General features: G+C 50.4%; 18 protein-coding genes. 7 read left to right on the top strand and 11 right to left on the bottom strand.

All coding sequences use genetic code 11. The features are described from left to right. Positions 1-15: 15 nt before the first annotated feature. The 4 genes from AC3WT9_RS20680 to AC3WT9_RS20665 form a co-directional block, all read right to left on the bottom strand. Positions 16-849 (bottom strand): carbohydrate ABC transporter permease, encoded by an 834-nt coding sequence (locus AC3WT9_RS20680; RefSeq protein ID WP_341095851.1) that lies wholly within the window; start codon positions 847-849, stop codon positions 16-18. Positions 850-870: 21 nt separating this feature from the next. Beyond that, positions 871-1,782 (bottom strand): carbohydrate ABC transporter permease, encoded by a 912-nt coding sequence (locus AC3WT9_RS20675; RefSeq protein WP_038595844.1) that lies wholly within the window; start codon positions 1,780-1,782, stop codon positions 871-873. A 70-nt stretch (positions 1,783-1,852) separates the two neighbouring features. After that, complete coding sequence (locus AC3WT9_RS20670) at positions 1,853-3,205, bottom strand: ABC transporter substrate-binding protein (protein WP_341379664.1); 1,353 nt, start codon at positions 3,203-3,205, stop codon at positions 1,853-1,855. A gap of 26 nt (positions 3,206-3,231) precedes the next feature. After that, positions 3,232-4,074: a MurR/RpiR family transcriptional regulator gene (locus AC3WT9_RS20665; protein WP_038595850.1), complete on the bottom strand. Its 843-nt coding sequence runs from the start codon at positions 4,072-4,074 to the stop codon at positions 3,232-3,234. Between the two features lie 231 nt (positions 4,075-4,305). Here AC3WT9_RS20665 and AC3WT9_RS20660 point away from each other — a divergent pair, with 231 nt between their 5' ends. After that, a complete protein-coding gene (locus AC3WT9_RS20660; RefSeq protein WP_342480580.1) occupies positions 4,306-5,247 on the top strand; it encodes a BadF/BadG/BcrA/BcrD ATPase family protein in 942 nt (313 codons plus the stop codon). Positions 5,248-5,337: 90 nt separating this feature from the next. Beyond that, complete coding sequence (gene murQ / locus AC3WT9_RS20655; RefSeq protein ID WP_076110734.1) at positions 5,338-6,234, top strand: N-acetylmuramic acid 6-phosphate etherase; 897 nt, start codon at positions 5,338-5,340, stop codon at positions 6,232-6,234. Positions 6,235-6,368: 134 nt separating this feature from the next. Here murQ and AC3WT9_RS20650 read toward each other — a convergent pair whose 3' ends face one another. From AC3WT9_RS20650 to AC3WT9_RS20625, 6 genes are all read right to left on the bottom strand, one after another. Then, positions 6,369-8,240 (bottom strand): flagellar assembly protein A, encoded by a 1,872-nt coding sequence (locus tag AC3WT9_RS20650; RefSeq protein ID WP_492407902.1) that lies wholly within the window; start codon positions 8,238-8,240, stop codon positions 6,369-6,371. Positions 8,241-8,428: 188 nt separating this feature from the next. Continuing rightward, complete coding sequence (gene pstA, locus AC3WT9_RS20645; protein ID WP_341095856.1) at positions 8,429-9,310, bottom strand: phosphate ABC transporter permease PstA; 882 nt, start codon at positions 9,308-9,310, stop codon at positions 8,429-8,431. Then, entirely contained in the window at positions 9,310-10,254 is a 945-nt protein-coding gene (pstC, locus tag AC3WT9_RS20640) for a phosphate ABC transporter permease subunit PstC (RefSeq protein ID WP_341095858.1), read from the bottom strand. The genes pstA and pstC overlap by 1 nt, the downstream gene beginning before the upstream one ends. Positions 10,255-10,336: 82 nt before the next feature. Continuing rightward, positions 10,337-11,200, bottom strand: a complete 864-nt coding sequence (locus tag AC3WT9_RS20635) for a phosphate ABC transporter substrate-binding protein (protein WP_341095859.1) — start codon at positions 11,198-11,200, stop codon at positions 10,337-10,339. Between the two features lie 66 nt (positions 11,201-11,266). Further along, entirely contained in the window at positions 11,267-12,685 is a 1,419-nt protein-coding gene (locus tag AC3WT9_RS20630; protein WP_341379668.1) for a stalk domain-containing protein, read from the bottom strand. Positions 12,686-12,885: 200 nt separating this feature from the next. Next, positions 12,886-13,329, bottom strand: coding sequence for a hypothetical protein (locus AC3WT9_RS20625; protein WP_341095861.1), 444 nt, complete (start codon positions 13,327-13,329; stop codon positions 12,886-12,888). A gap of 203 nt (positions 13,330-13,532) precedes the next feature. Here AC3WT9_RS20625 and AC3WT9_RS20620 point away from each other — a divergent pair, with 203 nt between their 5' ends. The 4 genes from AC3WT9_RS20620 to AC3WT9_RS20605 all read left to right on the top strand — a co-directional run bounded on the left by AC3WT9_RS20620 (position 13,533) and on the right by AC3WT9_RS20605 (position 19,656). Beyond that, positions 13,533-14,264 (top strand): ABC transporter ATP-binding protein, encoded by a 732-nt coding sequence (locus tag AC3WT9_RS20620; RefSeq protein ID WP_341095863.1) that lies wholly within the window; start codon positions 13,533-13,535, stop codon positions 14,262-14,264. After that, positions 14,261-15,304 carry an ABC transporter permease gene (locus AC3WT9_RS20615; protein ID WP_341379670.1) on the top strand — a complete coding sequence of 348 codons (1,044 nt, stop codon included), beginning with the start codon at positions 14,261-14,263 and terminating at the stop codon, positions 15,302-15,304. Before AC3WT9_RS20620 ends, AC3WT9_RS20615 begins: the two co-directional genes overlap by 4 nt. 57 nt (positions 15,305-15,361) lie before the next feature. After that, positions 15,362-16,069: a TetR/AcrR family transcriptional regulator gene (locus AC3WT9_RS20610; RefSeq protein WP_341095867.1), complete on the top strand. Its 708-nt coding sequence runs from the start codon at positions 15,362-15,364 to the stop codon at positions 16,067-16,069. Positions 16,070-16,314: 245 nt separating this feature from the next. Further along, positions 16,315-19,656, top strand: a complete 3,342-nt coding sequence (locus tag AC3WT9_RS20605; RefSeq protein WP_492407901.1) for a DEAD/DEAH box helicase — start codon at positions 16,315-16,317, stop codon at positions 19,654-19,656. Positions 19,657-19,742: 86 nt separating this feature from the next. Here the strand turns inward: AC3WT9_RS20605 and AC3WT9_RS20600 are convergent, their stop codons facing one another. Then, entirely contained in the window at positions 19,743-20,108 is a 366-nt protein-coding gene (locus AC3WT9_RS20600) for a hypothetical protein (RefSeq protein WP_341379673.1), read from the bottom strand. A gap of 310 nt (positions 20,109-20,418) precedes the next feature. Between AC3WT9_RS20600 and AC3WT9_RS20595 the strand changes: the two genes are divergently transcribed. Next, entirely contained in the window at positions 20,419-20,634 is a 216-nt protein-coding gene (locus AC3WT9_RS20595; RefSeq protein WP_341095873.1) for a hypothetical protein, read from the top strand. The last annotated feature ends 280 nt before the right edge of the window (positions 20,635-20,914 follow it).

Raw genomic sequence — 20,914 nt, 5'->3', positions numbered from 1 at the left:
ATATCAACAATTAACCTAGCCTTTTACAGCACCGATAGTAATGCCCTGCAGGAAATAGCGCTGCAGCGAGAAGAACAGAATCAGCATCGGCAGCGCACCAACTGTCGCCCCTGCCATAATCGCTCCGAAATCCGTAGACTCTGCGAATACAAAGGAAGCCAGTCCGACCTGAATCGTCCGCATTTCCGTCGAATTCGTAATCAGGAAAGGCCAGAAAAATTCGTTCCAGGAAGCGACGAAGGTGAAAATTGCGAGAACGGCAAGCCCGGGCTTTGCCAGCGGAAGAATAACCTTCCAGAAGATGCCGAACTCGCTGCAGGCATCGATCCGCGCCGCATGAATCAGCGAGGTCGGAAGAGAGGACATGTACTGCTTCATCAAAAAGATATTGCCAACCGTAATCGCCGTCGGCAGAATAATCGCGGTATAGCTGTCACCGAGATTAAACACGTTGACGATCAGAATATAGAGCGGAATCAACGTTACCTGTGCCGGGATCATCATCGTGCTGAGCAGCACCCAGAAAATCGCGTTGCTTCCGGGAAATTTCAATTTAGCAAAAGCATATCCCGCAAGGGAAGCGAAAAACACATTGGTAATGGTAAGGACCGATGAAATCAGCAAAGAGTTGAACAGCCAGCGCCAGGCCGCTGTTTTGGCAAAAAAACGGTCATATGGAGCGAGCGAGAAAGCCTCCGGCAGCATGCTGGGCCGGAAACTGGCGGATGCAGCAGAGTCCTGCACGGAACCGGCAATCATCCAGTAAAGCGGAATAACCGTTACTATACTCCACACTACAAGACAAGCCACCGCCACCCATAGAAAGATGGTCTTTGATCTAGTTTTCATTACAGGTTCGCCCCTTCCATCCTAATACTCGACATCACTCGAGAAATATTTAAACTGAATGACAGAGACCAGGATAATCAGAAACGCCAGCACGAACGACTGCGCCGAAGCCAGGCCAAATTCATAAAACTGGAACGCCGTCTGGTAGATCAGATAAGCAATCGTCGTTGTCGCAAAGTTCGGCCCGCCCTGGGTCATCATGTACACCGAGATAAAGACCTGGAAGGAAGTAATCACTCCCGTTACAAGCAGATATAGAGTGGTCGGTTTCAGCAAAGGCCAGGTAATCCGTGTGAATTTGGTCCAGCCGCTGGCATGATCAATATCAGCCGCTTCATAGAGTGATTTCGGAACTCCGCCCATCGACGCCAGATACAGAATGATTCCCGCTCCGTGCGAGCCGAGCCAGTTCATCAGAATCAGCGAGAAGAGTGCGGTCTTGGACTGTCCAAGCCAGATCACCGGATCAAGGCCAAACCATTCCAGAAACCGGTTCAGAAGCCCGACATTCGTCGGATCAAAAATCGCCAGCCAGACGATGGATATCGTGACACCGGACGCAACTGCCGGCAGATATAATGTAGCCTTGAAGAAGGTCTGCCATTTGGTCTTCATCTGGTAGATTAAATAGGACAGCACAAACGTAATGACAATATTAACCGGTACCGTGCACACCGTAAAAATAACGGTATTCCACATCGATTTCCAGAAGGTTGAATCCTGAAACAGCCGCTCATAGTTGTCGAAGCCGATCCAGGTGGAGTTCATAATGTTGTACTGCTGGAAGCTCATGATCAAGGCAGATACGACCGGATATAGTGTAAACACCAGAAACAGCAGAACGGGTGCCAGGATAAACAGGTACGCCCATCCATATTCACGCCATAACCTGCCGGCGGAACTGCGCGTCCGCTTTGGCGCGATTGTCGTCATCCCTTTCCTCCTCCTCTTGTAAGAGAGGGCGCCAAATTCAACAAGTGTGCAGGGCGCCCCCCTTAGAAAACTACTTATTCAGCATTTGGCTTCCTTTACTATTGAATTCTTTTGCGATAGCCTCAGGTGATTTCTCCCCGGAATACAGGGCTTGGATATTCGGTGTTACAACCTGCTCCTTGAACTGCTTCATTTGAGCTGCAATAGCGGTGTCAAGCTTCAGTGTTACAGGCATTGCAATGTTCTTAGCCATGATCGCGGAAGCTTTGATCGTCTCTTCCGTTCCAAGCGCTTTGCCTGCAAACAGATCGGCTTGCGATTGACGTACAAATGGAAGCACCAGCTCATTGGAGGAATTACCGGCTTTAGCACTGCTCAGATAATCCAACACGAGGAATGTATTTTTGGCATGCTGCTCGCCTTTGTCATTTTTCTGTTTAAAGGCGATATAGCCTTCTGCGCCCATCGTAGTTTTGGCTGGAGCAGCATCATTATGTGGAACCGGCAGCAGCACGAAATTAATTTTCTCGCCAGTGATCGTACCTGCATCAATATCCTTGTTCCGGTTCTGAATCATTACGTCATAATAAGGGATGGCTTTGGAAATAATGGCGGCTTGTCCGGCATAGAACATATCGGAACGTTTGGCCGGAGCAATGGCTGCGGTCTCTTTGGGCATGTAGCCTTTGTCCAGCAGGCCTTTAATAAAGCTCAGCGTGTCAAGGATGCGTTCATCATTCCACTGAAAAGCACCGGATTCATCCAGAACATCAGGCATATTGTTGTTGCGGGACAGCATTTCAATGAAATCCAGCGATGTTCCGTCTGTCACCAGCGGGTATTGGGTGGAACCGTCGCCCAAGGTTTTGGTCAGCTTGGCAGCAGCGGCTTCAAATTCAGACCAAGTCCAGCCTTTTTGCTGAATCGAAGCCCAGTCAATGCCTGCTTCTTCCAGAATCCGTTTGTTTCCGCCCCAGCCCCATTGGAACTGGTAGAGCGGCAGGCCGTATTGTTTGCCGCCAATCTGGGCGAGCTCCAGTGTTCCCGGAAGGTAATCCTTCTTGATGTCGTCCGTCATGTACGGATCCAGATCAAGCGCAAGCCCAGTGTTGACATAGGTGCCATCCACGCTGTGGAAGTACAGGTCAGGCGGGCTGCCGGCATTCAGGGCTACGTCGAATTTCTTCGGACCCTCCGCCCACGACAGCACTTCCGTCTTCACGGTGATGTTCGGATGTTCTTTTTGGAAATCTGCTACCAGACCCTTTAGCTCATCCTCATAGGCTCCATGCACCGGATAAGTCCAGACGGTAACGGTATCTTTGGCATCCGGGCTGCTTGCCGCCTCCTTGCCTCCGGAGTTGCCACATGCGCTGATCAGCATCATAACCAGAACCATACTAAGCAATAAACTTTTCTTCATTATTTCTTCTCCCCTTATTTTTCCGGCTACAGCCGTTTGATATGTTGTCTGCTCTTTTCGAGATAAGTAACGGACTGCTCATAATTCCGGCTTGCAACGGCGAGATATAAAATATCGATAAGATTAAGCTGTGTAATCCGCGAAGCCATCGCTCCGCTGCGGATTTCATTTTCGGTGGCGGAGGTGCATAAAGGAATGTCCGCGCTCCGGCTTAAAGTGGAATTACCATATTTCGCGATGCTGATCACGGTTCCCCCATTATCCTTCACAATGGATGCTGCCCGGATAACCTCCTTGGTCTCGCCGGAGTATGAAATGCATACAGCCACGTCGTCGGCAGTTGCGGTTATGGCGCTCGTTAACTGGACATGCGGGTCGGCAAAAGAGAAGCTCATCTTATTAATCCGCAAAAACTTCTGCTGGGCATCCATCGCAATCAGGTTGGAGGCTCCCACTCCGAAGAAATAAATCACCTTCGCCCGGTCAATCGCTTCAACCGCCCGCTCAACCATGGCTTCATCCAAAATCGTGAGAGTATCCCGGATCGATTGAATATTATTATTGGATACATTCTGCATAATGGCTGAGATCGTGTCATTGGGACGAATCTCCTGGTAGCCAATGATTGCCGGGTCTCTGCCCTGAAGATCACCGGCCACTTTAATCTTCAGATCCTGGTATCCCTTAAAGCCGATGGACTTGCACAGCCTGACGATTGCCGCCTGGCTGGATCCGCTCTTCGTAGCCAGATCAGCGATGGAGAGCTGGATCATTTCATCCGGATTCTGCAGGATATACGCAGCAATCTTGTGCTCCGACGGACTTAGTGTTTCATACAATTCCCGCAAACGAATCAAACCGCCATTCATTGGAATCGATGCACCTCCCTATTGAATAGAACTCTCTTTGAACCGACACCCCACAAAACAATGTTAGCTTTGTTAACTCTTAAGGTTTGATATTCTCCCAAAACCTTGGATTGAATTCATTATATGAGTTGTAAAATAAAATTTCAACATTTATTTTTCTTGTGAAATTTTATTTTACTTTATGCTCTTCATCTCATATAATTAGTAAAAAATCAAAGTGGTGATTGATCGATGAAAGTGTTCTTAGGCCTTGATGGAGGTGGCACAAAGACCGATGCAGCCGCTTTGGATGAGCGGGGAACATTACTCGCCCGTTATATTGGAGGTCCATCCAATCCGCATAGTGCCTCCTTCGGGACAGCGCTTACAGAAATCATGTCAGCTATTGACGGATTGATAGAGAGACTGTCGATAAATGTCGATGAAATTGCAGCAATATGTCTCGCTGTGTCAGGTTTCTCCAGCATTGATGAAGAAACCCTCCTTAAGAGGGCCGTTCAGCAGCATGTATTGAAACAAGAACTATCTATTCCGGTGTTTATACAATCAGAAGGACAGATTTCTTTGATGGCCGCAGTGGGAAGCAATCACGGGGTGCTGGTCATCTCGGGCACCGGATCGATTTGTTACGGCTATCTTCCGGATGGATCCGGCACCCGCACCGGTGGCTGGGGACATTACCTTGGAGATGAAGGCAGCGGATATCAAATAGGACTCCGTACACTCAAAACGGTGATGCGCAGCTATGACAGTGTTTGTAGGCCCACGATAATGACCGATATGATTATGGAGGAATACGAATTTAAGCTCATTACGGATTTGAAGGGATATATTTATATCCCTTCCCATTCCAAAGCAGAAATTGCCGCCTTCTCAAAGGTATGCATTCAGGCGGCTGAAGCCGGAGATGCTGCTGCTATCGCCATTCTTACCGAAGAAGCTGCAGCCTTAAGCGATACTGCTGCGGCCCTGCTTCGCCGCAGCCCCAGTCTGCAGAATTATCCCGTAGTGCTCAGCGGCTCGGTGTTCAGGTATTCCCCAGTTTTCCGCGGGATCTTCTGCAGCAGCCTGCGGAAAACTTTTGGCAGATTGAATTTCGTAGATGGGAGCCTTGGGGCTCCGCCATCCACCGGAGCAGCCATGACTGCACGCAAGCTGTTTAATGACTTATGATCCAGCATGTCATCACCTATCACGATGCCTCTACCCTTTATAAAGAATTCCCATACAGACAAGAATAGACTGGCAGGAGGAAGAAACCTCATGAATCCTATTTTGGACAACCTGATTACAGAGCAGCTCAATGATAAAACAAGCGATATCGATAACCTCAGTTCCACTGAAATCATGGAGCTGATTAATAATGAAGACCGGCTGGTCGCCGAGTGTATTCAAGGGCTTATCCCGCAGATTGCCATCGCTGCGGACTATATCGTCCATGCCTTTCAGCAGGGCGGAAGATTGTTCTATGTAGGTGCCGGAACGAGCGGAAGAATCGGCATTCTTGATGCCTCCGAATGTCCGCCCACCTACGGCACAGACCCGGCTATGGTTCAGGGATTGATTGCCGGAGGGTTTCAGGCGATTAAAGATCCTGTTGAGGGTGCGGAAGACAGCGAGGAATTAGGTGCAGCCGATATCGACTCCTCCGGCATCACAGCGAAGGATGTGGTTATCGGTATTGCCGCCAGCGGGCGCACACCGTATGTTCTGGGGGCGATGAAACGTGCCGGAGAACTTGGAGCGGTTGTCATCGGCCTATGCAACAACCCCGGAACACCGATGGCTGGCCTCGGCCAACTAACCATAGAAGCAGTGGTTGGCCCGGAAGTCATCATGGGCTCTACCCGGATGAAATCAGGCACCACACAAAAAATGATTCTCAACATGCTGACCACCACCGCCATGATCCGGATCGGGAAGGTCTATCGTAATCTCATGGTCGATCTGAATCCCTCCAACAAAAAACTGGTGCACCGGGCCAAACGGATTATTGGACTGGCCACCGATGCTTCCGACGAACAGATTGAAGCGGCTTATCATGGCGCAGAAGGCCATGTAAAGACTGCCATTATTATGATATTGGCCAATGTGGATGCTGAGGAAGCGCGGAGCAGACTGCTGGCTGCAGACGGATTCGTGCGCGGAGCACTGCAGTAGTCTGAACTTCATTCCTTCAGGACAACTCGAAGAAGCCTTTCCGGGTCACTCCGGAAAGGCTTCTTCGCCATATCTCAGGATTGCTGGCCATTCAACAGGGTATGATTAAACCCACCCATTCCCTGCCCTTATGCTCACTTGGCATCCATACGGAGCTTAATCATCCGCACAGTTTCGGTATCAAATACGATATTCTCTACCGGCTCCATAATATCGGCTGTATAACGGTCGATCGTTACTTTGCCCATGTACATTTTGCGGACAGTAACGCTCTGCTTGGCCTTCAGGTAAGACTGCGCCCCGCTCTCCCCGCCGACAAAATAGGCTAAAATGTTCCCTCCTGCCTCCAGCTTGGAGCCACGGCAAACCGAAAACGTCTTATGAAACGTAATATTCCCCGAAGAAAACAGTTCACTCTGCACAATGCCGTCCCGGTGGATGTTAATATCCCCATTCGATTTCAGTGTGCTGTTCTGGCATTTGCCGATATTAACCTCCACTTTGGATTCCTGCATCCGTGCGACACCAACATGCAGCTCTTCCAATATACCGATGACTCCACTGAGCGAAGTCTCTGTCAGGAAATCGACCAGCTGCACCGGCTTCAGGAACAGGTTGAGAAAATGCAGGGGCTGTTCCAGATCCTGATGAAAGGAAGCCTTCACCGTATCCAGCACCAAGAGGAGCTCCTTAATGAGCTGGGGGATTTTCTGAAACTTGCTTTCCAGCAGCAGCAGCACGGCCTGTCCGTACTTCACACTCTTTTTGTGGCTTTGTACGGCTTGTACGAGCATCTGAGTAGCATTTTGCAAGACCTTGCACTCCTCAATCAGCTGCTTGGAGAAGTTGTAGATCCGGTTGTACATGACGCCGAAATAACCGGAATACAGCTTGCTGTTAACCACGTTTCCTTTCACTAGAATGCTCCCGGTAGCAGTAATTGTGGAGTTGTAGACACTTCCGGAAACATAGACATTGCCCAAGGATTCAATAATCATGTTGTCCTCTACATTGCCGCGGATAACCACATCACCTGAGAAGACGATATTGCCGGTGTGGATGCTCACATTGCCGGGAACGAGGTATGAGGTGCAGATGTCAAAACATTTGACTTTGTCGCCAGTCACCCGGGGCCTGCCTTCGCGCAGTGCGCGAACCTCATTGTTGATCAGCAGCACTGTGTTATTCCTTGCAGTCACTGTAAGATCAGCAGGCTCAGGCGGATAAAGAATTTCTCCATATACATCATAGCCGGGAATTCCTTCGACGACCGGAATCTTACGGGCGATGACCTCACCGCGGATCACTGAAGGAATGCGGAGATGGCTGCGGTAATCCACCTGTCCTTCAATTTCACTAAATTCATTCTCAATCGTCTCGGAGAAAAACAATTCCAGACACGCATTCTCCCCAGGCACAGCCGCTCTCCCTTTGGCAGCAGTAATCGGCTGATAGGTCGGATTCTGAAGTTCGGCATGAATACCGGAGATGTTCAGGTTCTGGAGGATCTTCTTTTGCTCAAAATCAACAATGATCTGATTCAGGCCGAGCATGCCGATGACATTCGCTGAATCCTGCGATGCTTTCACCTCTACTATGCTGGCTGTGAAATGGTCGTTTAATTTCCAGGGAAATCTTTTTGATCCAAATAAGGTGAAAAAGGCCAGCAACCTGTCCTCAGAAACAATAATGGTATAAAGCGGCGGTTCGACGATCTCCCATTCGATGATGTCTTGTGAGGTGACAGCTGACGGCTCTGTAAGCACTTGACCATTTACATGAAGCAGCACCGGGAGCAGAGCCGATATCACTGCCGGTGCTCCGCCTGGTAGCGGGTCCTGAACAAATATCTTTCCCGCCCGGACCAGCAGCCGTCCATCCCTTTCATTGTCGGAATTATCATCTTCCATAAAAGATTCTTCGATGCTCACCTCACTCTCAATCCGTGAAAGCTCCAGCATGTTAATCAGTTTATTGAGTTCCTTCTCGGACATATGCTCCGCCATGACTCGCACCTCCTGGTTAGGGACTAACTAATATGTAACTGCTTTCATTTTAGTGTTATTAAGAATTTTAAGCAATTAACATTCGGGATTCTTTCCCTTCCCTATCCGCCATACAAAAACAGACTGCACTCGCGGCATGAAGCTGCTGCTGGCAGTCTGTTTTTTTGTATTCAATGTAATTTAATTGTTCAGCGCCCCTTGCGGCGATTTCCGAGCCATAAAGGGAAGCGGAAGACAAAGTTGATCAGCAGGACTACGAAGACCAGCACGGCCGCCGATTTGTCGGCGATCTGCCGCGCATCTTCGACAATGGCTTCAGATTGCACATACCAAAGATGCACAGCAAGCGTCTCTCCAGGCGAGAACAGATTAAAGTCCCACATTTCTCCTGAGGTACTGAGTCCTGCGGTCAGAATAATAACCGCTGATTCGCCGAAGGCACGGCCGGCCACAAGGCAGATACCGGTGACAATCGACGACATCGCTACCGGAAGCACCACTTTGCGGATGACATGGAATTTGGTCATGCCGAGCGCATAGCCGGCTTCACGGATTTCACGGGGAACTGCCTGCACAGCTTCCTCCGTTACCCGGGTCAGCATCGGCAGGTTAAGCAGCGCCAGGCTGACACCCCCGCCAAGAATCGTCAGGCCGACACCGAAGTATTCGGCAAAAATCGCCAGACCCAGCATCCCAAACACAATCGAGGGTACCGAGGACAACGACTCCACGCAGATGCGCAACGCGCCGGTAAAGCGATTGTCCGGGGCATATTCCGCCATGTAGATGCCGGCGCCGATCCCAATCGGTATGGAAATCAACAGCGAAATGAACAGGATGTAGAAGGAGTTGAACAGGACTGGTCCGATCCCTCCGCCGGGATCAATCTCCTCCGGCTGCTTGATCAGGAAATCGGGTCTGAGCGCCGGCAGTCCCTTGCTCAGGATCGTAAAGAGCAGCCAGAAGATCAGCAGCATCACGAGAGCGCCGAGGGTATAAAAACCAAAGGTCGCAATTTTATTGCGCCGCTGGGCACGGGCAGTATAACGGGTACGTGTGAAACCGTTCATTACGTTTCCCTCCTTTTCCGTCCCAGAATGCGGATCACCAGGATCAGCACAAAGGAAATGAGCAGCAGCAGGAAAGCCATCATATGCAGCGCATAGTTCCAGGTGGAGTCAAACTCCACATTGGAGATTTGCATGACGATATTACTGGTCAGCACAGATGAGGGCGTGAACAGTGTCTTGGCCAGCTGCGGGGTATTGCCGATGACCATGACAACGGCCATGGTCTCCCCGACAGCCCGGGTCATCCCGAGGATGATGGCCGAGATGATGCCTCTGCTGGCCGCAGGCAGGATCACCCGCATAATGACCTGAAGGCGGGTTGATCCAAGGGCATAAGCGGCATCCCGGTATTTGCGCGGAACGGCAACAATAGCATCGTCGCTGATCCGGCAGATCGTCGGCAGCACCATCAATGCCAGAACGAGCGCAGCAGCGAGTAGTCCGTCACCCAGCCCTTCCCCGCTGACTCTGCGCAGAAAAGGCAGAAGGACCGTAAGGCCTAGATAACCATATACTATAGAAGGAATTCCGACGAGCAGGTCGAGCACTGGCCGGATAAAGTTCTTCATCCATTTCGGAGCAATTTCGGCACACAGCACGGCCATGCCTACAGAGACCGGCACGGCAATCAGCAGCGTCAGTGCTGTAAGCGACAATGTATTTACAATGAAGGCAGCAGCCCCGAAGGCATCTTCTTCCGGCGTCCAGTTAAAGGAGAAGAAAAATTCAGCCGGTGAGAGATGAGCGAACAGAAGCAGCGCCGTTTTGCCGATGAAAATAATAACTAGTCCAAGCACAAAGCAAAGCGCAAGAATACTGAATATAAAATAATAGCGGGATAAGGTATTGCTGAACAAATGTCTGCTGTGGCGTTTCTCACTGACTTTAACTTCGGATAGACCCTTTTGTGCCCTTGATGCCAGGCCCTGGACTGGTGCCCCCATACGTTCCCTCCTGTAAGCGGCCACCCCCGTGTGGAATCCGGGGCTGGCCGCATGTACCGTTCAATATAGTGGAGAATGATGACTAGGATTTCATTGCTGCGATCGGAATGAATTTAAGCTTTTTGAGCGAGCCCGTTTGGAACTTTTTGCTCTGAACATAATCGATGAACTCTTTGGTAACACCGGTTGGCTGACCTTTAGTCATGTAATAACCATAGGCCCAAATTTTGTACGAGCCATTGATCACATTGTCTGTAGATGCTTCAATGCCATTGAATTTCACGGCTTTGATGTCGCTGCCGCTTACATAGACAAGGTCGATATAACCGATGGCATTAGGTGTAGTGGCAACGGCTGTCTTCATATCACCGCTTGAACCGGTCTCCTTGTAGTTCTTCTCTTTCTTGACGATATCTCCGCCCGCAAGAGCTTTAGCCTGATAGTTTACGCGTGTACCAGAACCGAAAGCGCGGGTAATCACGACAATGTTCGCATCCGATCCGCCGACTTCCTTCCAGTTGGTGATTTTACCGGAGTAAATACCTGCCAGCTGTTCCGTCGTCAGGTTGTCTACGCCCACATTCTTGTTCACGATAGTGGCGAAAGGAATGACAGCTACCTTGTTTGCCACTTGTCCGTCAAAAGCTTTAAAGCCCGGAACGTCGATGCTGGCATCCCAGTCACAAGCACCGATGTCGGCGATGCCTTTTTTCACGGCTTGCGGTCCGGTAACGGAGCCTTTGCCTGAAGCAGCGATCTTCACTTTAGGGTGCAGCTTCTGGAACTCCTTGGCTGCTTGCAGCGTCAACGGCAGCAGCGCTGTCGAGCCGTTTACTGTGATCTTGCCTTTAAGTGTGTCAGCCGCTGCTGCCACTCCGGCAAACGATGCGGTTACCGCGATAACCGCGGTCAGTGCTGTAACTGTAAATTTTTTGAACATCTTCATGAATAAAATCTCCTCCCGGCGGTTGCGCCGTTAAATGTTGTTGGTTCTGAAGCAGGGAACATAATCTTATTTCGACAGCTGCAGGGCTTTGCCGTTCTGAACCAGCCAGAGTGTGCCGCCGCTAACGAGAGCGAGCTTGCTGCCGTCATGAGAAGCAGACACTTCCGTCACGTCTTCGGCTGTGCGGAACAGCTCACTCTTGGCCCCGTCAGCACTGATAGCATAAATAACGGTACTTCCGTCCGCCGTCACAGCAGATACAACCAGACCACCACTTACACCAGCTGCCCAGTTCGCTTCGCCATCAAGGGCAATATTCGAGCTTTTGCCATCAGCTGCGATTGATTTCAGGCTGTTCGCCGCGTTGCCTTCGGGATCTGCACTCAGATACACAACGCTGCCGTTATTCAAAATTTCCGGGTAGAGCTTGTTATCCAGTTCAGTCGTCAATGCTGCCGGCTTCGCATCCTTGGTTGTCAGATCCAGCTTGTACAGCTGTTCTCCAGCCTTGCTGAAATCTACTGTCAGCGAATCCTCGGTGCTGTCCGCATCATTTTTGGCTACACCGGTAACGTTGACGATATAGACCACGTTCTTCTCGTCAGCGGATACGCGGAGCTCGGATTTATTCTCTACTTTATCTTCAAGCAAGGTTTTGACCGTTCCGGTATCCAGTGAAATTTGAGCGATCTTCTCCTGCTTGTCGCCCTGGATGAAGTAAATCTTCTTGCCGTCCTCCGACCATACCAAATCGGTCTTAACACTGGTATCCTTGCCGAGCGGTGTGATCACCCCATTGAACAGGTTGATCAGCTTGAGCTGGCCTGTCTCGTCACTAAACGCACCCCACTTCTGGTCAGCAGAAACGGCGAAACCGACAGCTCCGTCATTGGAGGAGAACAGATCGTAATTCCCCGGTGTGTTGCTGAATTTCAAGAGCTGGGTTGTTTCTGCATCACTTTTATTGGCGATCAGGCTTCCATCCGTACTCCAGCGCAGTGTATCAAAATCACCTTCCGGGAGGGCAAAGCTGAGAATAGTAGCCGAATCCGCCTGCAGCTCACCGCCAAGACCAGTGACCAATTTTGTCAGTTCTACATAAGTTTTACCATTATAGAAAACAGGTGCTACAGTGAACTCCTGCTTGGTACCATCTACCAGATAGCTTTTAGCTCCCGTTTGAATTTGCAGAGTATGTAATCCTTTGCTGTCGTTGAGTTCAAAACCGTTGCTGCTGACTTTCACATAGGCTCCAAGCTCTCCGGCAACCTGACTTAGCGAATACAATCTATAGCCGTTTTTGTCTATTGTGCTGAGTGCAACTGGTGTACCGTTCACAGTCCACGTAGTCGTACCTTCCTTGACTGCAGCTGACTGGACGGCGGCGGCCTCAGCGTTGTTGCTTGTTGCCAAAACACTTACCACTCCTCCTGTTACAAGAAGCGAAGAAGCCAAAGCCGCACTCAACCATTTACTATTCTTCAATTAGATTCACCCTTTTCCCTTAGGTAACTGCTAATGTTATTTTCATCTACGAATGTCAATTCTGTTCTAGAGGAATGTTATGGAAATGTTAAGTGCGGCAAATCCTTAATAATAAATAAAGCCGGCCCACGAAACCTCCGGGGTCGGCTTTAGTAAAACTGGAGTTAATTCGGAAATATATGTAAAACAGTGTGAATAGCTTAATTCTCGATCCACGTAACAATCACTTCGGCACCGCCCGGTTTCTTGTCCAGGCTGCTCCCTATAATAGAATAAGAGTAATCGCCTTGAACTTTACCGTTAATAATCAAATTGTTCGAATCCACAATTTGTGTGCCCTGATCCAGTTCCTTGGCCTTAACATACTCTTTATATGTACTTCCTAGTGCATCCATACTCTCTTCTGTCTCAAAGATCAGCATAGATGACTTTTTTCCGCCCACCAGCTCCCCATCTGTAAACGTAATGCCTGCACCCACAGGAATCGGAAAGTCCCCGGGCAGATATTCCGCCTGATCCACACTTTCTTGCGCTAAGGTGCGAAAATGCTCACTGCCTGTTCCCGGACCGGAGCTGCTGCAACCGCTGAGACCCGCTGCAGTAAACAGCGCCAGCATGGGAAAAACGAACTTCTTGTTGAACATCAAATAAACCTCCTCCTGTATGAAATAGAGTTATCGGGCTTTAGCTAATACCCATAATTACCCTGATTCGTTCTTGTGAAAACCACTATTCTAAAATTTAAAATATTTAACTATCCGCAGAAAAAAGATTTACATCGGCAGCTGATTGCATTAATATAATGAGTGAGTACTCACTCATTATTATGAGAATTGAGGAGATAGTTATGAATCTGGGAACTTCTGTTGTTTCCGTAAACCACGTCTGCCGGACGTTTGGCAGCAAGGAAGTGTTAAAGGATATTTCCCTGCAGGTTGCAGAGGCGGAAACCTTCGGCATTCTGGGCCCTTCCGGCTCCGGCAAAACTACGCTGGTGAAGCTCTTGACCGGGATTGATGAAGCAACCTCGGGCGAAGTGCGTGTATTGGGGATACCCATGCCTAAGCTTGCCACGCTGCAGCAAATCGGGTATATGGCTCAGTCTGACGCCTTGTATACGGAGCTGAGCGCAAAAGAGAATCTGGAATTCTTCGCCGCTCTCTATGGACTGAAAGGCGGAAACCGCACCCGCCGGATCAGGGATGTCTTGGAGCTGGTCAATCTGCAGGATCATCTGCGCAAAAGAGTCGATCAGTATTCCGGGGGGATGAAACGCCGTCTGTCACTGGCAATCGCTTTATTGCATGAGCCTCCGCTTCTGCTTCTTGATGAGCCCACGGTTGGCATTGATCCCGTACTGCGCCAGTCCATCTGGAAGGAACTGAAGGCGTTGAACCGCAAAGGAACTACCATTGTACTCACTACCCATGTGATGGATGAAGCCGAGAAATGCGACCGTCTGGCCATGATCCGTGATGGTGAACTGCTGGCGGTGGATACACCTGCAGGTCTGCTGAACGCTACCGGTTCTGCTTCTCTTGAAGAAGCTTTTCTATATTATGGAGGTGTCCGCCGATGAGAATCCGGGCGATCACCCTGCGAATTCTCCAGCAGTTTATTCATGACAAAAGAACGATGGCACTGATGTTTATTGCCCCCCTGCTGGTTCTCAGCTTAATGAGTCTGGTGTTTAACGGCGACGACTATGAACCGAAGTTTGGTGTGTACGGAAATACCCAAGCCATCTCTGCGGCGTTTGAGAAGCAAAGCACTGCTGTTGTCGAATACGCCACGGCAGAGCTGGGCAACGAAGCTTTGAAGGAGGGCAAGATCGATGCGCTTGTCACAGTAAGCGGCGCTGCTCCCGAAGTTGTGCTGGAAGGCAGCAACCCCACGGCAAATCGTGCGGCACTGATGGCCTTACAGGAAGCGGTCCAGAGCCTGCAGCCTGTTATACCCGGCCAGGAACAAGGTCAGCTGAAGCCGCAGATCAGCTATCTGTACGGCGCTGAAGATATGAGTACAATCGACCGCTTCGGTCCGATTATGATCGGCGTTTTTGTCTTCTTCTTCGTCTTTCTGATTGCCGGCGTTTCCTTGCTGCGCGAACGGACTACCGGAACCCTGGAACGTCTGCTCTCCACCCCGCTGAAACGCTGGGAAGTCGTTATTGGCTACGTGTGCGGTTTCGGAATTTTTACCATATTCCAGGCGCTGCTGATCTCCTGGTTCTCCATTCAGGTGCTGGGAATTATGATGGCTGGCAGCTTCGGTTATGTCCTGCTTGTGACACTGCTGCTGTCGATGACAGCGCTGACGCTGGGTACACTGCTCTCGGCTTTTGCTGCCAATGAGCTGCAGATGATGCAGTTCATTCCGCTAATCATCGTGCCGCAGATTTTCTTAAGCGGGCTGTTCCCGATGGATACACTCCCGGTGTGGCTGCAGCGGATCGGGCTGGCGACACCGATCTATTACGGCTCGGAGGCACTGATGGACATCATGATCCGCGGCAAAGGCTGGAGTGACATCGCCCTGGATGTCTTTGTTCTGATCGGTTTCTCTCTGATGTTCATGCTGCTGAATGTGCTGGCCCTGCGCAAACACCGCAAAATGTAATATCACATGGGGCTATGGTAATATAAACGGAAAATACGAGGTTTGGAGGGCAAAAGAATGGAGACGGACAATGCTGCGGAGCAGCAGCATGAGGGGGAGCAGTGGATTGAGGAGCTGCTGGCCATCGGTCAGGAAGAAAAAATGACGCCGAAGCAGCTCGCCATTCTGGAGGCGGCGATTGAAATATTTTCGGATAAAGGATATTCGGCTGCGGCTACCAGTGAAATTGCCCAGAAGGCGGGGGTGGCGGAGGGCACGATCTTCCGTTATTACAAGACCAAAAAGGATCTGCTGCTCTCCATTGTCGGGCCGACGATGAGCCGCATGATCGCGCCCTTTGTCATGCGTAATTTCGACGGCGTGCTGGATGGTCCTCCCGAGAGCTATGAGGCATTTCTGCGGGCTTTTATGGTCAACCGGCTGGAATTCGCCCGCAAGAACTTTAAGATTCTGAAAATTCTTATTCAGGAAATCCCCTTTCAGCCCGCATTAAGGGAACAGTTCGCCGAGAATGTTCTCGGCCAGGTACTGGAGCGGGTAACTGCCATTACCGAGCATTTCAAGGAAAAGGGCGAAATTATCGACATGCCCACACCCGCAATTATCCGGTTTACGGTCTCTTCTGTAATCGGATATCTGCTGGCCCGTCTGCTGTTCCTGCCAGATAGCGATTGGAATGATGAAGAGGAAATTGAGCAGACTTTGGCTTTCATGCTGTACGGTATCAGCGGACCAGCAGTACGCCCAGAAGCGAAGGGAAGTTAGGCCGGTCTTTTGAGGAAGCCGGAAAGCTACACTGAAACCTTTCAATAGAAGGCCATCTCCAAACCACAGAAATGCGGTTTGGAGATGGCCTTTTTGTACAGTGCAAACGCTTAGAGTGATCCCGCACCGCAGCATCAGCTCAGGGATTCCGGTAAATGGTTTTGAAGGCGTACGCCTGTTCTGTTATTATGGGTACTATAGCAAATTCGGACTTATGGACAAGACAAAAGGAAGTGATTAGGGCTGTGGGTTTCTATGTGCCGGAACGGGTAATCAGGCTGCTATGCGGCGGTACTGCTTTGGAGCAGGGAACGGTTTATTATGAAGCGGATAAGGTCACGCTGACCTATGCAGAGAACAATGTTGAGCTGGAATATTCAAAATACCGGGCTGAGGTTCAAGGCCTCGAAAGCTACGAAGTGGTGCTTGCTATAGACAGTGACGGTGACGTGAATGGGGAATGCACCTGCCCTGCATACCACCACGGCGGAGCTTTTTGCAAGCATATTGCAGCTGTTCTCGTGAATATACTCCGTCAGGAAATGGACACAGAACTCTCCAGAAGTATGGCCGGCCCCAGTCTCCACCTTCACGGAGGCTACACCGGAGAGAGCGGCAGACTTACTCCGCGTAATCCTGAACCTGCAGCCTTTGATACAGGGGAACATACGGGTGACCGAAAACTGGTGACCAGCATGCTGGATATGTTCGGCAGTTCCCGGAAGCGTCCAAGCGGCACCGGAACCTATAGCGATATCAGAACCCCGCTTCAGGTTGAGTTCATCTGCAAGCCGGTTCTGTACACCGATGGCACTCATAAGCTTGGAATTGAACTGAAGATCGGACTAGAACGGCTTTATATTGTGCAGAAAATCAGAGCTTTTCTCGAGCGTATCCACCGCGGAGAATCCTTTGAGTTCACCAAGCATTTTATCTATGACCCATCCTTGCACAGCTTCAATAAAGAAGACAATGCGGTGATTCTGAAGCTGATCGAAGTCCTTTTAAATGAAAAGATGTACCGCGAAGCTGTCAGTCCACATACGCATTATTCGGGTGGCCCTGGAGGGGAACGGCTGCTGCCGGTTCCGCCTTTTTTCTGGGAGCAAGTTCAGCCTGCACTAACAGCAGTATCCTCTGCCCATTTGCAGCAAGGGGGAATACGCACTGAAGGGCTTCAGATCACAAAAGCTCCCCCTCCGCTGAGCTTTCAATTCGATCAAACCCCGGATAACAGCTATCGGCTAGATATCCGGGGACTGGCACAGCTTACAGTCATGGAGGATTACGGGCTTATCTTGTCTGAAGGCAGGCTACTGAAGCTGCCGGTTCAGGAATGCCAGCGTATCTCCGAGCTTAAGAAAATGCTGGCGTCCTCCCGCAAAGATGAAATTGCCATTGCCCCGGAGCAAATGGAGCCTTTTATGGATAAGGTGATTCCCGGGCTGAAAAAGCTGGGCCATGTGCATATTGCCGAGGCTATCCAAGGCCGCATCATCCAGGCACAGCTTCAAGCCAGACTTTATCTTGACCGGATAAGAGACCGGCTGCTGGCAGGCCTTGAGTTTCAATACGGCAATATTGTGATTAATCCGCTCGATGAGAAAGCACGCGAACGGGGCAATGAGGTGATTCTGATGCGGGACGGGGAAGCCGAAGGGCGGATTCTTGCGCTGATGGATCATGCTTCTTTTACCCAAACGGAAAGCGGCTATATTATGAGCGATGAGGACGGCGAATTTGATTTTCTCTATCATACCGTGCCGCTGCTGGAGCCGTTGCTTGAGGTATATGCCACTACTGCTGTCAAGGGAAGACTGCTCACCGGAACAGCCCTGCCGAAGGTAACCTTAAGCTGGAACGAAAAAACCGACTGGCTGGACTTCAAATTTGCCGTGGAAGGAATCCCCGAAACGGAAATTGTACTGGTGCTGAAATCGCTGCAGGAGAAACGCCGCTATTACCGGCTGCCGGATGGGGCGCTGCTGCCGCTGGAGAGTGCGGAATTCTTAGAAATCATCACCTTTATGAACGAAATCGGCATCCGGCAGGATGAGCTCAAAAGCCCGCAGTTCTCCCTCCCCCTGGCCCGCGGCCTGCATCTGAATGGCGATAGCGCGGGGGACTCCGTCACCATGGGACGCTCCCTGCGCCGGCTTCTGGCCAACATGCGGAATCCCGAAAATCTTGATTTCCCTGTGCCGGACAGCCTTGTTTCCGTACTCCGGGATTATCAGCAATATGGTTTCCAGTGGCTGAAGACGCTGGCCCACTACCGGTTCGGCGGTATCCTGGCCGATGATATGGGTCTTGGCAAAACGCTGCAGAGCATCGCCTTCCTGCTCTCAGAGCTTAAGGATATCCGGCAGGGAGGCCTCCCTGCGCTGATCATCGCTCCGGCCTCCCTGCTCTACAACTGGCAGAATGAGCTGAAGAAGTTCGCCCCGGAGATCAAAGCAGCCATAGCCGACGGGAACTTAACCGAACGCCGACGGATACTGAAGAACACCGCAGGAAACGATGTAATCATCACCTCCTATCCGCTGCTGCGCCGTGATATTGAAGAGTACGCCAAGCATTCCTTTCACACCCTGTTTCTGGATGAGGCACAGGTTATCAAGAACCATGCGACCCAGACAGCTCAGGCGGTCAAAATATTGCAGGCACGCTACCGCTTCGCGCTTACCGGAACGCCGGTAGAAAATGCTCTGGAGGATCTATGGTCGATCTTCGGAGTGGTGTTTCCCGGACTGTTTCCGGGCAAAAAGGCCTTTCATGACCTGCCCCGGGAGACGGTTGCGAGGCGGGCACGGCCTTTTCTGCTGCGCCGCCTAAAAAGCGATGTACTGAAAGAGCTGCCGGACAAAATCGAAACTCTGCAGGCCTCGGAGCTGTTGCCTGAGCAGAAAAAACTGTATGTCGCTTATCTCGCCAGACTGCGCAAGGAAGCGCTCAAGCATTTGGACAACGACGGGTTTGGCAACGGCAGAATCAAGGTGCTTGCCGGGCTGACCCGGCTGCGCCAGCTCTGCTGCCACCCCGCGCTGTTCATTGCAGGCTATACCGGCGGCTCGGCGAAATTCGAACAGCTGCTGGAGATTATTGAAGAATGCCGCAGCTCCGGCAAACGGATGCTGATTTTCTCCCAGTTCACCGAAATGCTCGGCCTGATCGGCCGTGAACTGGGCCTGCTGGGTGTGCAGCATTTCTATCTCGATGGCCAGACGCCTTCAGCCCAGCGGGTGGAGCTCTGCAACAGGTTCAATGAGGGTGAACGCGATCTTTTCCTGATTTCACTAAAAGCGGGTGGCACCGGACTGAACCTGACGGGAGCGGACACGGTCATTCTCTACGATCTCTGGTGGAATCCCGCTGTCGAGCAGCAAGCTGCCGACCGGGCCCACCGGATCGGGCAAAAGAAGGTGGTGCAGGTGATCCGCCTCGTAGCACAGGGGACTGTTGAGGATAAGATGTACGAGCTTCAGCAGAAGAAAAAGAACCTGATCGACGAAGTCATCCAACCGGGCCAGGAGGCCATGTCTGCCTTAAGCGAGCAGGATATCCGTGAAATCCTCATGCTTTCATAAATTGGCCATGCATGCTTATCTCCTTGCACAGCAAACAGGGACTTTCACAGCCTAAGGCTGGGATGTCCCTGTTTGCTGTGCAGATATTACAACTCGTCATTCAATATCTCATGCGTTACAACACGATGGGCATCCACCAATTGACCGTCAGCTTGTTTGCCCCATACTGAAATCCCTGCTTTTTCTCCTAGGTCATCGCCTGTAAAGAGAAATTCGAAAGCATCCAGATTAGCAAAGTAGTCTCTGGTCACCACCTCGTCAGGTGCGATTTCGACGACTTCACTCACATATAAAGTTCTTGTAGTGTCCAGGAAGTAACCTAGAATATTAATAACCAGTACCTCTGCAGCAGCCCGATTCACAATCTTTACAGTTACAAGCTGCGCCGGTCTTACTCCAAGAACAGGATTATTCTCAATAGGTCCAGTAGATAATGTGGTCATCCGTCTCATTCCTCCTTTCAATCCACTCATTTGTGAATATCAAACTCTGATTCTAGCGGTAGTGTTAATTGATCGCACAATATATTAATATTCGTTTGCTACCCTGACGGTGTGGACAAAAGACAGGCTCCATTCACCAAATCCTGCAGCAGTGCATAAAGTGTACAAAAGAGAGTTCGCCCACTAGTGGCCGCTGTTCTGAAAGAATGCATAAGGAAGAAGGGAGTCCATGCCCCCTCCTGGAAAAGGAAAGAAAACGAGCATAAAAAAACAACCGGCAAACCCAAAAACGCAAAGTCCAAAGGGGCTGGAGTATGCAGTGGCTGCACTTCTTTTAACAGGCAAGTTAAAAGTAGACTCTGTCCAAATGTTCACGGACGCTTCGCTTCTTGTCAGCCTGGTTGGCAAGTATAAATCACTCGGCAATTTGAGCGACAGCAACGTAGATAAACTGGTCAGCTTTCTCGACGACAACAGCAGCCTGACCTTGAACGAGATCATGGCCGCTTTGAAGAAAAAATCAGACAACTCTTGAGTGGATGAATACAAAGGGAGGCCAAGCACGTATGGACAATTTTGACGGTGAAGAATTTGCCGGGGGTATCCTGCTGGTCATAGTGATTGTGCTGCTTATCTTTGGTTCAACGGATATTAAGGACCTTACCGCTGCGCCTACTTCCGATTGAAAAGGGACTCCTTTCCTGAATTAAATCATTTACATCCCCTATAAGGCTTGTTATGATTAAAGGATCAAAAGAGCTGCGCAACCTATGTTTGCTACAAAGCGATTAAAGGATGATTTTTTCCTTTAATCG

The organism is Paenibacillus sp. EB106-06-01-XG199 (assembly GCF_058791575.1).
The sequence above is the reverse complement of the archived record's forward strand: the minus strand, read 5'-3'. Positions and strand labels throughout refer to the sequence as shown.

What these genes read in the sequence shown, in the direction of transcription:
- AC3WT9_RS20635 (WP_341095859.1), bottom strand. Translation starts at nt 11,200, where the DNA reads ATGAAGATGTTCAAAAAATTTACAGTTACAGCACTGACCGCGGTTATC.
- AC3WT9_RS20665 (WP_038595850.1), bottom strand. Translation starts at nt 4,074, where the DNA reads ATGAATGGCGGTTTGATTCGTTTGCGGGAATTGTATGAAACACTAAGT.
- AC3WT9_RS20600 (WP_341379673.1), bottom strand. Translation starts at nt 20,108, where the DNA reads ATGAGACGGATGACCACATTATCTACTGGACCTATTGAGAATAATCCT.
- AC3WT9_RS20675 (WP_038595844.1), bottom strand. Translation starts at nt 1,782, where the DNA reads ATGACGACAATCGCGCCAAAGCGGACGCGCAGTTCCGCCGGCAGGTTA.
- pstC (WP_341095858.1), bottom strand. Translation starts at nt 10,254, where the DNA reads ATGGGGGCACCAGTCCAGGGCCTGGCATCAAGGGCACAAAAGGGTCTA.
- murQ (WP_076110734.1), top strand. Translation starts at nt 5,338, where the DNA reads ATGAATCCTATTTTGGACAACCTGATTACAGAGCAGCTCAATGATAAA.
- AC3WT9_RS20660 (WP_342480580.1), top strand. Translation starts at nt 4,306, where the DNA reads ATGAAAGTGTTCTTAGGCCTTGATGGAGGTGGCACAAAGACCGATGCA.
- AC3WT9_RS20620 (WP_341095863.1), top strand. Translation starts at nt 13,533, where the DNA reads ATGAATCTGGGAACTTCTGTTGTTTCCGTAAACCACGTCTGCCGGACG.
- AC3WT9_RS20625 (WP_341095861.1), bottom strand. Translation starts at nt 13,329, where the DNA reads ATGTTCAACAAGAAGTTCGTTTTTCCCATGCTGGCGCTGTTTACTGCA.
- AC3WT9_RS20650 (WP_492407902.1), bottom strand. Translation starts at nt 8,240, where the DNA reads ATGGCGGAGCATATGTCCGAGAAGGAACTCAATAAACTGATTAACATG.
- AC3WT9_RS20680 (WP_341095851.1), bottom strand. Translation starts at nt 849, where the DNA reads ATGAAAACTAGATCAAAGACCATCTTTCTATGGGTGGCGGTGGCTTGT.
- pstA (WP_341095856.1), bottom strand. Translation starts at nt 9,310, where the DNA reads ATGAACGGTTTCACACGTACCCGTTATACTGCCCGTGCCCAGCGGCGC.
- AC3WT9_RS20615 (WP_341379670.1), top strand. Translation starts at nt 14,261, where the DNA reads ATGAGAATCCGGGCGATCACCCTGCGAATTCTCCAGCAGTTTATTCAT.
- AC3WT9_RS20610 (WP_341095867.1), top strand. Translation starts at nt 15,362, where the DNA reads ATGGAGACGGACAATGCTGCGGAGCAGCAGCATGAGGGGGAGCAGTGG.
- AC3WT9_RS20670 (WP_341379664.1), bottom strand. Translation starts at nt 3,205, where the DNA reads ATGAAGAAAAGTTTATTGCTTAGTATGGTTCTGGTTATGATGCTGATC.